General features: G+C 57.6%; 11 protein-coding genes. 6 read left to right on the forward strand and 5 right to left on the reverse strand.

The window, feature by feature from the left end:
• Positions 1-38: 38 nt before the first annotated feature.
• From gcvT to BLW66_RS14850, 4 genes are all read left to right on the forward strand, one after another.
• Positions 39-1154, forward strand: a complete 1116-nt coding sequence (gene gcvT / locus BLW66_RS14835) for a glycine cleavage system aminomethyltransferase GcvT (RefSeq protein ID WP_089948003.1) — start codon at positions 39-41, stop codon at positions 1152-1154.
• 19 nt (positions 1155-1173) lie between these two features.
• Positions 1174-1533: a glycine cleavage system protein GcvH gene (gene gcvH / locus BLW66_RS14840; protein ID WP_089947941.1), complete on the forward strand. Its 360-nt coding sequence runs from the start codon at positions 1174-1176 to the stop codon at positions 1531-1533.
• A 13-nt stretch (positions 1534-1546) separates the two neighbouring features.
• Entirely contained in the window at positions 1547-4381 is a 2835-nt protein-coding gene (gcvP, locus tag BLW66_RS14845; RefSeq protein ID WP_089947942.1) for an aminomethyl-transferring glycine dehydrogenase, read from the forward strand.
• Between the two features lie 229 nt (positions 4382-4610).
• A complete protein-coding gene (locus tag BLW66_RS14850) occupies positions 4611-5159 on the forward strand; it encodes an NADPH-dependent FMN reductase (protein WP_089947943.1) in 549 nt (182 codons plus the stop codon).
• Positions 5160-5207: 48 nt separating this feature from the next.
• Here the strand turns inward: BLW66_RS14850 and BLW66_RS14855 are convergent, their stop codons facing one another.
• The 5 genes from BLW66_RS14855 to BLW66_RS14875 all read right to left on the reverse strand — a co-directional run bounded on the left by BLW66_RS14855 (position 5208) and on the right by BLW66_RS14875 (position 10509).
• Positions 5208-6014, reverse strand: a complete 807-nt coding sequence (locus BLW66_RS14855) for an ABC transporter substrate-binding protein (RefSeq protein ID WP_089947944.1) — start codon at positions 6012-6014, stop codon at positions 5208-5210.
• Positions 6011-6721, reverse strand: a complete 711-nt coding sequence (locus BLW66_RS14860) for an ABC transporter ATP-binding protein (protein WP_342027826.1) — start codon at positions 6719-6721, stop codon at positions 6011-6013. Before BLW66_RS14860 ends, BLW66_RS14855 begins: the two co-directional genes overlap by 4 nt.
• The gene (locus BLW66_RS14865; protein WP_089947946.1) at positions 6718-7422 is read right to left on the reverse strand and encodes an ABC transporter permease; all 705 of its coding nucleotides are present in this window, start codon (positions 7420-7422) and stop codon (positions 6718-6720) included. The genes BLW66_RS14860 and BLW66_RS14865 overlap by 4 nt, the downstream gene beginning before the upstream one ends.
• Before the next feature lie 97 nt (positions 7423-7519).
• Positions 7520-8758 carry a sigma-54-dependent transcriptional regulator gene (locus tag BLW66_RS14870; RefSeq protein WP_089947947.1) on the reverse strand — a complete coding sequence of 413 codons (1239 nt, stop codon included), beginning with the start codon at positions 8756-8758 and terminating at the stop codon, positions 7520-7522.
• On the reverse strand, positions 8755-10509 hold the full coding sequence (locus BLW66_RS14875) for an ATP-binding protein (RefSeq protein ID WP_089947948.1): 1755 nt from the start codon (positions 10507-10509) through the stop codon (positions 8755-8757). Before BLW66_RS14875 ends, BLW66_RS14870 begins: the two co-directional genes overlap by 4 nt.
• 245 nt (positions 10510-10754) lie before the next feature.
• Here BLW66_RS14875 and BLW66_RS14880 point away from each other — a divergent pair, with 245 nt between their 5' ends.
• Both BLW66_RS14880 and BLW66_RS14885 read left to right on the forward strand, forming a co-directional pair.
• Positions 10755-11759, forward strand: a complete 1005-nt coding sequence (locus BLW66_RS14880) for a DctP family TRAP transporter solute-binding subunit (RefSeq protein ID WP_089947949.1) — start codon at positions 10755-10757, stop codon at positions 11757-11759.
• 79 nt (positions 11760-11838) lie between these two features.
• Entirely contained in the window at positions 11839-12516 is a 678-nt protein-coding gene (locus tag BLW66_RS14885) for a TRAP transporter small permease (protein WP_089947950.1), read from the forward strand.
• The last annotated feature ends 2 nt before the right edge of the window (positions 12517-12518 follow it).

Genomic DNA, 12518 nt, shown 5'->3' on the forward strand with positions numbered 1-12518 from the left:
TACAGGATATCGTCGGCTTGATTGAGAAGGGCCGGAAGATGTCAGATTTGCTGCAGACACCGCTACACGATTTACACGTCAAATTAGGGGCCAAGATGGTGCCCTTCGCCGGGTACTCCATGCCTGTTCAGTACAAGCTTGGCGTGATGAAAGAGCATATCCACACCCGTACCAAAGCTGGCTTGTTTGATGTCAGCCACATGGGGCAGGTGATGGTTCAGGGTGACGGGGCGGCCGCCGCGTTGGAAATGCTGATACCCGTCGACGTTGTGGGGTTAGGGCAGGATCGTCAGCGGTACGGCTTCTTCACGAATGAGGCGGGCGGGATCACCGATGATCTGATGTTGGCCAACCGCGGGGACCATATCTTTGTGGTGGTGAATGCTGCCTGCAAGTCTGCGGACATTGCGCATATGAAGGCCAATCTGGAGCCTGCGGTTCAAGTGATGCCGATCACGGACCGTGCGTTGCTCGCGCTGCAAGGCCCTTCTGCAGAAGCCGTGCTGAGCGCCCTTGACCCTGCCGCTGCGCAGATGAAGTTTATGGACGTGGCGACCCTTTCCCTGAATGGTGCGGAATGCTGGGTGTCGCGGTCTGGCTACACGGGTGAAGACGGGTACGAGATTTCGGTTCCAAACAGTCAAGCCGTGGCGCTGGCCGAAGCTTTGATCGCGCACGACGACGTTGAGCCAATTGGTTTAGGTGCCCGCGACTCGCTTCGCCTAGAGGGCGGCTTGTGCCTCTATGGGCACGACATCGACACCAAAACGACGCCTGTTCAAGCGGGCCTGACATGGGCAATCCAGAAAGTACGCCGTGCAGGTGGCGACCGCGCTGGCGGTTTCCCTGGCGCGGAAATCATTCTTGAGGAAATGGACGCGGGGGCGGCGCGTAAGCGCGTGGGCCTGCACCCCGAGGGGCGCGCGCCGATGCGCGAGGGCGTGCCGCTTTTCGCAGCCGCTGAAGGCGGTGCAGAGGTCGGGGTAATCACATCCGGTGGCTTCGGGCCAACAGTGGAAGGGCCGGTGGCAATGGGCTACTTGCCTACCGATTTGGCCAAGCCGGATACTGTCGTTTACGGGGAGTTGCGGGGCAAACGCTTGCCGCTCACCGTGGTCAAAATGCCGTTCACACCGGCAAACTTCAAACGCTAATCAACAGGGGAACGATCTTATGAAATATACAGAAGAGCATGAATGGCTGCGCGCCGAAGACGACATCATCGTAGTGGGCATCACGGAGCACGCGACGACCCAATTGGGCGACATCGTGTTTGTTGAGTTGCCCGACGTGGGAACTGTCGTGACCAAAGATGACGAGGTTGTAGTGATCGAGTCTGTGAAGGCGGCCTCCGATATTTTGGCGCCAATTGATGGCGAGATCGTCGAGGTAAACGACGCTCTAACCGACAACCCCAGCCTGACCAACGAAGACGCGATTGGCGACGGTTGGTTCTTCAAGATCAAGGCGTCCGACCCGTCCCAGATGGATGAGTACATGGACGAAGCTGCCTACAAAGCAATGATTGAATAAGCGGAGCGCAAACATGACTTTCACCCCCACAGACTACCTGCCGTACGACTTCGCAAACCGCCGACACATCGGCCCCTCGCCAGCCGAGATGGCGCAGATGCTGCAGGTTGTGGGGGCGAAAAATCTTGATGCATTAATCGGCGATACGCTGCCCGCCGAAATCCGCCAAAAGCAGCCGTTGGACTTCGGCAAGCCAAAGTCCGAGCGCGAATTGCTGCATCACATGAAAGAGGTTGCCTCAAAGAACAAGGTGCTGACGTCCTTGATCGGCCAAGGCTACCACGGTACGGTGACACCACCTGCAATTCAACGGAACATCTTGGAAAACCCCGCTTGGTACACGGCATACACCCCGTATCAACCGGAGATCAGCCAAGGCCGTCTGGAGGCGCTGCTGAACTTTCAGACCATGATCTCGGACTTGACGGGTCTGGAAATGGCCAATGGCTCTTTGCTGGATGAGGCGACAGCCTGCGCTGAGGCCATGACCATGGCCCAACGCGTCGCGAAGTCCAAGGCGACCAGCTTCTTTGTTGATGAAAACTGCCACCCGCAAAACATCGCGGTGATGAAGACCCGCGCGGTCCCGCTAGGGATTGAGATCATCGTCGGCAATCCCGATGATTTGGACGCTGGCGCGGTGTTCGGCGCGATTTTTCAGTACCCTGGAACGCATGGCCAGCTGCGCGATTTCACCAATGAAATCTCCGCACTTCATGACAACGCCGCCATCGGTGTCATCTCCGCCGATCCCATGGCGCTTACCTTGCTGAAAGAGCCCGGCGCTATGGGCGCGGACATCGCAGTCGGCAGCACGCAACGTTTCGGCGTGCCGGTCGGGTACGGCGGTCCACACGCGGCTTACATGGCCACCCAAAAAGCCCATGTTCGCGCGATGCCGGGGCGGATCATTGGCGTCTCGATCGACAGCCACGGAAACCGTGCGTATCGTTTGTCCCTGCAAACACGCGAGCAACACATCCGACGCGAAAAGGCGACCTCCAACGTCTGCACCGCACAAGCTTTGCTGGCGGTGATGGCGGGTTTCTACGCCGTCTTCCACGGCCCCGAGGGCTTGAAAGCTATTGCACAGCGTATCCATCGCAAGACCGTGCGCTTGGCACGCGGGCTGGAGGAAAACGGCTTCAAGATTGAGCAGGACAGCTTCTTCGACACAATAACAGTGGACGTCGGTCCCCTCCAAGACGCCGTGATGAAATCCGCCGTGGACGAGGGCATCAACCTGCGCCGTGTGGGCGACACATGCGTTGGTATCACTTTGGATGAACGTACGCGGGCCGCGACCATTCGTGCCGTGTGGCGGGCTTTCGGCATCGCGGATCGTGAGACTGACCTAACGGCGGAATACCGCATCCCTGATGCGTTGTTGCGGACGTCGGAATATCTGACCCACCCCGTCTTCCATATGAACCGTGCCGAGACAGAAATGATGCGTTACATGCGCCGCTTGGCCGATCGCGACCTCGCACTTGACCGTGCGATGATCCCGCTGGGGTCATGCACCATGAAGCTGAATTCTGCGGCGGAAATGATGCCAGTGACGTGGGATGAATTTTCGCTGCTGCACCCATACATTCCGAAAGATCAGGCGGCCGGTTACAGCGAGATGATAGACGATCTGTCCGCGAAGCTCTGCGAGATTACCGGCTACGATGCGATTTCTATGCAGCCAAATTCCGGTGCGCAGGGAGAGTTGGCCGGATTGCTCAGCATCGCGGGCTACCACCGCGCAAACGGGCAAGGGCACCGCAACATTTGCCTGATCCCTATGTCAGCGCACGGGACCAACCCCGCCTCCGCCCAGATGGTCGGCTGGAAGGTCGTACCGGTTAAATCAGCGGAGAACGGTGATATTGATCTGGAAGATTTCCGCGCGAAAGTTGAAAAGCACGGCGATAACTTGGCGGCCTGCATGATCACCTACCCGTCGACCCACGGCGTGTTTGAGGAAACTGTGATCGACATCTGCAAGATCACGCACGAGAATGGCGGGCAGGTTTACATCGACGGGGCAAACATGAACGCCATGGTCGGCCTGTCACGTCCGGGTGATTTGGGCGGCGACGTTAGCCACCTGAACTTGCACAAGACGTTCTGCATCCCACATGGTGGTGGTGGGCCGGGTATGGGGCCGATTGGTGTGAAAAGCCATCTGATCGAGCATCTGCCGTCCGATCCCTCCACTGGCGAGGAGGGGGCCGTTTCCGCCGCTGCATTCGGCTCGCCGTCGCTGCTGCCGATCTCTTGGGCCTACTGCCTGATGATGGGCGGAGAGGGGCTGACCCAAGCGACGCGCGTGGCTATTTTGAACGCCAACTACATCGCCAAGCGGTTGGAAGGTGCTTTTGATGTTCTCTACAAAGGTCCATCGGGTCGCGTAGCGCATGAGTGCATCATCGACACTCGGCCCTTCGCGGATAGCGCCAATGTAACGGTGGATGATATCGCAAAGCGTCTGGTCGATTGTGGCTTCCACGCGCCAACGATGAGTTGGCCTGTCGCCGGGACTTTGATGATCGAGCCAACCGAGTCAGAAACCAAAGCCGAACTTGACCGCTTCTGTGATGCGATGCTGGCCATTCGTGCCGAGATCGCAGCCATTGAGAACGGCGAAATGGATGCGGAAAACAACCCGCTGAAAAACGCGCCGCACACGATGGAAGATTTGGTTAAAGACTGGGGTCGACCTTACACCCGCGAGACTGGGTGTTTCCCACCGGGTGCGTTTCGCGTGGACAAGTACTGGCCACCGGTGAACCGCGTTGACAACGTCTGGGGCGACCGCAACCTGACGTGCACGTGCCCGCCGATGGACAGCTATACCTAATTATCAGCCGACACCCGACACCCGACCCGCAAGAGCGGGTCGGCGCGCCATCCTATACCCCTGTTCAACAAGCGCGTCGTCTATTCTGTTGTATTTCAGTTTTGACACGCGATGACGGCCACGTTGTTCCGCGCTAGTGCGCACATAAACTGCGCGCGAAGCGCAGTTGTGTGAATATTTGTTCTGCTGCACAACCCTCCTAACAGCATATCTCTCAGAGGGTTCTGACATGAAAGTACTTGCATTTGCGGCGTCGAACAGCCGCTCATCAATCAACAAGCGCCTCGTGACGCATGCGGCGGAGGTTTTTGCGCAAGAGATCGATACGACCGCAGAAACAGAGGTCATTGACCTCAATGACTATGAGTTGCCGATCTATAGTGAGGATCGCGAGGCCGACGGCGGTGTACCGGAACTGGCCAAGGCGCTTTACGCGAAATTGGGTGAAGCGGACGCGATCCTGATCTCTTATGCGGAGCACAACGGCAACTACTCAGCAGTTTGGAAAAACACATTCGATTGGATGTCGCGCATTGATCAAAAGGTCTTTCAAGACAAGCCGATGGTCATCATGGCAACGTCGCCCGGTCAAGGTGGGGGCGGACGCGTTCTGAAGATCGCGGAAGACTCCATCGGCGTCTTCGGTGCGAAGGTAAAAGGTAGCGTTTCAGTCGCGACCTTCGGCGACAACTTTGACCTAGAGCGTGGGCGATTGACCCATGGGGAGAGCTCCGCAGCTTTGAAAGCAGCCCTGACGGATCTTCACGCGGCGCTATAGAATGTGCCCACGCGGCGGATAAATCCCGCCGCGTGGGCACCGCGACAACTACTTCGTCGCGTTGAAGGTGAACAGCGTTTCGCCATTGATCTTGTAATCATTGATCAGCGTCTTGGCCGCGTCGCTGACGAGCCAGTCTTCCAGCTTGAGGGCCAGATCATTCTTCACATGGTCGTGCTTTTCCGGATTTACGGGAATGAATGCGTATTGATTGAATAAAACGGGATCGCCCTCGAACAGGATCGCAAGACCTGCCTTGTTCCCGAAGTTGAGCCAACTTGCGCGGTCGGACATGATGTGCCCACCCATGCCGGATGCCGTGTTCAACGCCGCACCCATACCCGCGCCAACCGCGTTGTACCAATCCCCGAAATCCGCCGCGTCAAGATTGGCGCCTGACCACAGAGACAGCTCTTTCTTATGTGTGCCGCTGTCATCGCCACGGCTCACGAAGGCCACTTCGGCTGACGCCATCTTGGTCATCGCGTCGGTGATGTTTTCAGCGCCCGCGAGACCGGCAGGGTCTCCTTCAGGGCCCACGATGATAAAGTCGTTGTACATGATTTCGCGGCGGTGAGTGCCAAAGCCCGCCTCCAGAAATGCCTCTTCAGCTTTGCGCGAGTGAACCAGAATAGCGTCCACGTCACCAGCTTCGCCCAAGCGCAGGGCCTGGCCAGTACCAACCACAAGAAGTTGTACATCCAAGCCGGTGTCGGCTTTGATTTCTGGCAGCAGAATGTCTGACAGGCCCGAGTTGTGGAACGACGTGGTGACGGCCATTCTCATCGTTTCGGCGACCGCATCAAGCGGTAGGATGGCGGCGGCCGTTGCTGCGATAAATAGTTTCCGGATCATACAATGTCTCCTTTTAGGAATGCGACGGCCTCTGCCGTCTTCGGGGTTGAAAAAAAACTGTCGGCAGTGCCGGTCTCATGCACGCGACCTTTCAGCATGAAGATTACGCGGGTGGCGAGCCTGCGAGCTTGGCCCAAGTCGTGCGTGGACATGACCAGCGTTCGCCCGACGTCGCGCTCCGCCAAAAGCATGGTTTCAATGTCGCGCGTGGCGTGCCCGTCAAGATTGGCGCAAGGTTCATCAAGAAACACCAACTCAGGCTTGGTGATAAGAGCACGAGCTAAGGCGACTTTTTGTTTCTCGCCGCCGGACAGGTTTGGGGCGGCTTGGCTCAGGGCGTGCGTCAGCTCAATCCGCGCGGCCCAGTCTTCTGCCATTACGGTGGCCTCATCGCGTGATGTGCCACGAAGCTTCAGCGGATAGATTAGGTTGTCGCGCAAGGACCGGCGCATCATGATCGGGTGCTGCGAAACAAAGGCCTGCGCATCCCGTGCGGCGACGGTTGGCACCGCATAGTTGATGCTGCCAGAGCTGAGGCGCTGCAACCCATGCATTGCGCGCATAAGCGTCGTTTTACCAGCGCCATTTGGGCCAAGCACAATGGTAAGGTCACCAGCGTCCAAACTAAGATCAATCGGGCCGATCAGCGTTTTGCCGCGACGGCGCACGCAGACATCACGCAGCTTGAGGGGGAGGGTCGCTTTCACCAAAACCGCCCCCGTTCTGTGCGCCCTAAAGCGTGAGTGGCGAAGTTCACGAAGAGCGACAGGAAAATCAGCACAAAGCCCAAGCCGAGGGCCAGCGCGAAATCACCTTTGCCGGTCTCCAAAGCGATTGCAGTCGTCAACACGCGGGTCGCGTGATCGATGTTGCCGCCCACGATCATGATCGCACCGACCTCACCAATGCCGCGACCAAAGCCGGCCAGTGAGGCAGTGATCAACGGTCTGCGCCCATCCCAGATAAGAGTGCGAATGCGCTGACCTTTAGAGGTGTTCAGTGAGATCAGAAGATCGTGGTATTCCGCCCACAACTCCCGAATGGCCTGATGTGCGATGGACGCGATGAGCGGGGTGATTATGATCACTTGCGCAATGATCATAGCCGTGGGCGTGAAGAGCAAGCCAAACACCCCGAACGGACCTGAGCGCGATAACAGCAGGTAAACTATCAGCCCTACAACGACGGGGGGAAGTCCCATGAAGGCGTTGAGGACCGCGATGGCTACACGGCGGTAGCGAAAGCGCCGGATCGCAAGCCATGCGCCCAGCGGCAAACCGATGGCGGAGCCAATGGCAACAGCCATCAACGTCACCTGAAGTGACCGCAGCGTGATCTCTATAAGGTCACGATCAAGCGTCACTAACAGGTAGAGCGCGGATTTTATTCCATCCCATATGTCGTACATGCTGCCCTCAAGTCGAGGCATTGGTGTCACAAAATTTGAGGGGCTTCAAACGATGATTTACGTGACGGCATTGAAGGCTCGCCGCTGTGAGATTGCGTCAGGAGGAGGGCTTCCGGAAGTCCTTCGCCCTCAAGCTGTGCTTGGCAAGTTTGTCGTAGAGTGTCTTGCGCGGTAGCCCCAGAGCCTCTGCCACCGTTGCAGATTTTCCGCCGAACCGTCTGAGGGTGTCCGTGATGACAAGCTTTTCAAATGCACTCATCTGTTCGCTTAAGCTAAGCTCTGCGCGTTTGGTCGCGTCGGTCTGCACGTTCAGGCCGAGTGCAAAGCTGCGGGCAAAGTTGCGTAGCTCTGGCAAATTGTCTGGCCAGTCGCGGGCGACCACTTGCGCATATAGGCTCTCAGGGATCTCACGCATTTCGCCGTTCATCCCGCGCACGGTCTGACGCACCAACGCCTCAAAGATGACGGCCAGATCCTTGCGTCGCTGCGCAAGCGATGGGACATCAATTTGCATCATATCCAAAGCATAAAAGAGATCGTCACGCAGCCCGTTCTGGCGAAGTTTTTCCAAGCTGTGTGGGGACGAGGCGATGACGCGTAGATTTGGGAACTGCTCCATCAATGTCAGTAAAGCGTCCTGTTGGCCGGTGGTGGCAAGGTCCAACGATTTGATCGAAAGGTCGGTCGGCTGGCGCGTCAGATCTAATGTATGAAGCGCATCTACAGATGTGTCACGAAGTGACAACGCGATGAAGCGCTGCCGGTCTGTGGTCAGCGCATGGATGGTGTGGGCGCCCAGACGTTTGCCCGCGCCAGCTGGCCCGTGCAGGTAGGCATGCACAGGTAGCGCCGCGGCTTGGCGTAACGCTTCACGCAGCCGGACCACCGGCGCGGAGGTGCCCGGAAAGTTCGTGGCCGCGGCGTCACCTGCCTGAAGCTGGCGTTCCATGTCTCGGGACTTCAGCACGAGGTGGCGATGCTCTAAGGCGCGGTTTACGACCTCTAGTAGCTGTTCGGGCGGGCAGGGCTTCTGGCGAAAGTCATAGGCGCCTTCCGCCATCGCGCGCACCGCCATCGGCACGTCAGCCTGCCCCGTCAGAAGCACCACGGGAAGATCGGGGTCAGTTTTGCGCGCATAGGCCAGCACGTCAAAGCCGTCCTTTCCCGGCATTCGTATGTCCGACAGGATGACACCAGAAAAGTCCCGCGTGATGTGGGATTTGGCCATAACAAAGCTGGAGGCCGCGATGACTGTAATATCCTCCAACTCGAAGCTTTGTGCCAAGGACCGGCGCAGCGCCGCGTCGTCCTCGATAAGGAGTAAAGTCGGTGTCACTGTGCGGCCTCCTGCGTGGATAGGGCGGGTAGGGTAATGGTGAAGGCCGCGCCGCCTGTTTCCAGGTTTTCGACGCTCAACAAGCCGCCGAAACTGCCGATAATCCCGTATGAAATGGACAGTCCCAAGCCCAACCCTTTTGAGGCCCCGATTTCCTTAGTGGTGTAGAATGGCTCAAATGCGCGTTCGATATCCGCGAGGCCAGGGCCAGTGTCAGACACCACGAGTTGCACCTGTCCGCGGTGCAAGCTGAGGGTCGTTTCGATCTGTTTAACCGGCGTATCGGCCATCGCATCCATCGCGTTTGATAGCAGATTTACAATGACCTGCTGCAGGCGGACTTGGCCCGCGTCGACCCACGCGTCAGGAACCGCGTCGACGATCACTTCCACGCCTTCAGATTTGGCACGCTGTGCCGCGAGGCTTAGGGACGCCGTCAGGACGTCAGCCACATTCACCTTCTCAAGCGGTTCCGTTTCCTTGCGCGCAAACCCGCGCAGGTTGTGGATGATCCGCCCCATACGCTGGGTCTGCTCGGAAATTAGCGTGAGGTTGTCATGCGCTTCGGGTTCGCGTCCGCGCTCCATCAGCTTCTTGGCATTTGCCGCGTAATTCTGGATGGCGGAGAGCGGCTGATTAAGTTCGTGGCTTATGCCGGCGGACATCTGGCCGAGCGCGGTTAATTTGCTGGCTTGAACTAGATTGTCCTGCGCTTGTTGAAGCTGCGCATTGCGCTTGGCGACGCGGGCCTCAAGCTCTATGTTCAAGTCCGCTTCAATGCGCAGTTGATCCGCCATCCGCGCGCGGCTTTGAACGAAAATCGCGACGCCCAAGCCGAATAGCGACAGCAGCGCGGCGGTCAGTGCAGCCAAGAGCCGTGCGTTTGAGAACGCGGGCTGCGCGTCAACGAAGGCGCGCGCAGTCATATCGATAAGTGGCACGTCTTGCGAGACGACCAACGCGTTGTCAGGCATTTCGCTTTGTGCGGTGAACGTCCAGATGTCGTGCCTGCCGCTGCGCGACTTTTTATGATCTGGGATTGGGAAGAGCCACTCCGTCGCATAGCCGAACGTGTCAGGCGGCGCGATGGCAAGCGCCGCGTCATACCGCAGGGCGAGGGCTAGCCGGTTCGACACGAAGCTTACTCCGGCGGTGTCGAAGAATGTCACCACAGTTTCGTCAATCCGCCACTCGGCTTCCAACTCGTCCATATTCACTTTGACCACGACGTAACCTTGCGGCTTGCCGTCATCGCGCAGCACGCTGCGGGCAAAGTAATAGCTGCGCTGCCCATTATCTGCGGCGGAGTGAAATACGCCCATGCGGCGGGAGCGTGCCGCGATGATGTCAGCACGCGATGCCCAGTTCTTGTCGATCGTGTTAAGTGGATCTTCGTATGTTGAGGAGGCAAGAACGCTGCCGGATGCGTCCAACACATGGAGCTCCTTTGCGCCGGTCGTTAGCGCCGTGCGGAGTAGGAATTCAGACGTATGCGCGCTTATGGAACGCCCCTCAATCAAGGCGGCAACTTGTGGGTGGCGTGACATCAGGTCAGTCATTTCACGGTAGCTTTCGAGCTGCGCGATAAGGCGATCAGCGGATTGCTCCAAGATGACAGCACCGGACTGAGAGAGGCGATCCAGGCCGGACCGCAGGCTGAGTTGATAGGTGGCGATTGCCACTGTAATCGAGAGCAGCAGATAGGCGGTGATCACGGCCCATAGCTTTCCGGCGTCTCTCGTGCTGGTCATGTTCCCTCGATTCGCCGGAGCCTTTTGTGCTAAATATCGCAGTTTTTATGGGTGAGATATCCAGAAAAGTCCGAAATTTCAGACTTTTTTGAGTGAGAGTTATTAAAGAATCCAGTTAGCTCTTTGAATTTAAACATATCTTTTCGAGTCGGGCCAAGCGTGTTGCGCGCCCTATGTGCTTCTTGCAATGCTCTGACCATCCGACGGGTAGGCCCGTTCGATTGATATTCCATTGGGAGGAAACCATGAAAACTCTACTGAAAGCGGCTTGCGTCGCCTCTGTCGCCCTCGTGCCATCTGTTGCCGCTGCGGCGTGCGATGAAGGCGAAGTGGTCATCAAGTTCAGCCACGTTACCAACACCGACAAGCACCCAAAAGGCATTGCAGCTACGTTGCTTGAGCAGCGCGTCAACGACGAGATGAACGGCAAGGCGTGCATGGAAGTGTTCGCGAACTCGACATTGTACAACGATGACAAAGTCCTCGAAGCAATGTTGCAAGGCGACGTTCAACTGGCCGCACCATCCTTGTCCAAGTTCGAAACCTTCACCAAGCAGTTCCGCCTGTTCGATCTGCCGTTCATGTTCAAAGACATTGACGCCGTAGACGGGTTCCAAAACTCCGAAACGGGTCAGGCGATGAAGGACTCGATGCAGAAGCGCGGCCTGCAAGGTCTGGCATTCTGGCATAACGGCATGAAGCAAATGTCTGCCAGCAAGCCGCTTTTGTCCCCAGAAGACGCCAACGGCCTAAAGTTCCGCGTGCAGCCGTCTGACGTGCTGGTCGCGCAGATGGAAGCTATCGGTGGCTCCCCGCAGAAAATGGCGTTCTCCGAGGTTTACGGTGCGCTGCAGCAGGGCGTCGTGGACGGTCAGGAAAACACTTGGTCCAACATCTTCGGCAAGAAGTTTTTCGAGGTTCAAGACGGTATCACTGAGACTAATCACGGCATTCTAGACTACCTCGTCGTGGCATCGGTTGACTGGTTGGATGGTCTGGACGCGGACGTGCGTGACCAGCTGCTGACGATCTTGGCCGAAGTGACAGAGACCCGTAACGCTGAAGCTTTCGCAGCGAACGAGCAGGCGAAAGCAAACATCGAAGCCGCTGGCGGCGTGATCCGTCAATTGGATGCGGAGCAGCGTCAGGCTTGGGTTGATGCGATGAAACCGGTTTGGGCGAAGTTCGAGGGCGACGTTGGCGCGGATAACATTGCTGCCGCTCAAAAGTTCAACGAGAGCGGCTCCTAAGCCTTTCGAGTAAACAAAAGGCGCGGCGGCTGGGACGTCGCCGCGCCGCACTAGTCCTGCACTTGGGGAGAGGATGCAGATGGCACATGCCGCGCGCTCGTTCATAGATACTATTGAAGAGACTTTCATCGCCGCTTTGCTGGGCCTGATGACGTTGCTCACCTTTGCCAACGTAATCGCCCGCTACGTTTTCAACTCCAACATCCTATGGGCGCTGGAGCTAACGGTTTTCATGTTCGCATGGCTTGTGCTGCTGGGGGCCTCCTACGCGGTAAAGAAGGGCGCGCACCTTGGTGTTGACGCCATCCTGAACATCGTGTCGCCGGGGTTGCGGCGCAACCTTGGCATTGTTGCGGGGGTGGTTTGTGTGGCCTTCGCGTTCTTGCTGCTGAAGGGCGCATGGGACTATTGGGCCAACTTCGCCAACCTCCCCGCTACTGAGGGGCGTTGGTTCCCCACAGGGTTCGAGGAAAAGTTCCGTGGCAAAGGCTGGTATGAGACCAACGACATTCCAGTTCCCGCAGTTCTGAGCTTTCTGGAGGGAATGTTCAACGACGGCGACGAGTACGAAAAACTGCCGCGCCTGATCCCTTACTTTGTGCTGCCATTCTCAATGGCTTTGTTTTTGCTGCGCTCGGTGCAGGCGCTTGTCGCCATTGTGACAGGCAAAATTGATATGCTCATCGTCAGCCATGAAGCCGAAGACGATGTGGAAGATGCTGCTGAACGTCTCGCGGCTGAATTGAAGGAACGCTAGGT

The organism is Litoreibacter albidus (genome assembly GCF_900107015.1).
Taxonomy (GTDB): Bacteria; Pseudomonadota; Alphaproteobacteria; order Rhodobacterales; family Rhodobacteraceae; genus Litoreibacter; species Litoreibacter albidus.

What these genes read in the sequence shown, in the direction of transcription:
- BLW66_RS14880 (WP_089947949.1), top strand. Translation starts at nt 10,755, where the DNA reads ATGAAAACTCTACTGAAAGCGGCTTGCGTCGCCTCTGTCGCCCTCGTG.
- gcvT (WP_089948003.1), top strand. Translation starts at nt 39, where the DNA reads ATGTCAGATTTGCTGCAGACACCGCTACACGATTTACACGTCAAATTA.
- gcvP (WP_089947942.1), top strand. Translation starts at nt 1,547, where the DNA reads ATGACTTTCACCCCCACAGACTACCTGCCGTACGACTTCGCAAACCGC.
- BLW66_RS14885 (WP_089947950.1), top strand. Translation starts at nt 11,839, where the DNA reads ATGGCACATGCCGCGCGCTCGTTCATAGATACTATTGAAGAGACTTTC.
- gcvH (WP_089947941.1), top strand. Translation starts at nt 1,174, where the DNA reads ATGAAATATACAGAAGAGCATGAATGGCTGCGCGCCGAAGACGACATC.
- BLW66_RS14875 (WP_089947948.1), bottom strand. Translation starts at nt 10,509, where the DNA reads ATGACCAGCACGAGAGACGCCGGAAAGCTATGGGCCGTGATCACCGCC.
- BLW66_RS14850 (WP_089947943.1), top strand. Translation starts at nt 4,611, where the DNA reads ATGAAAGTACTTGCATTTGCGGCGTCGAACAGCCGCTCATCAATCAAC.
- BLW66_RS14865 (WP_089947946.1), bottom strand. Translation starts at nt 7,422, where the DNA reads ATGTACGACATATGGGATGGAATAAAATCCGCGCTCTACCTGTTAGTG.
- BLW66_RS14855 (WP_089947944.1), bottom strand. Translation starts at nt 6,014, where the DNA reads ATGATCCGGAAACTATTTATCGCAGCAACGGCCGCCGCCATCCTACCG.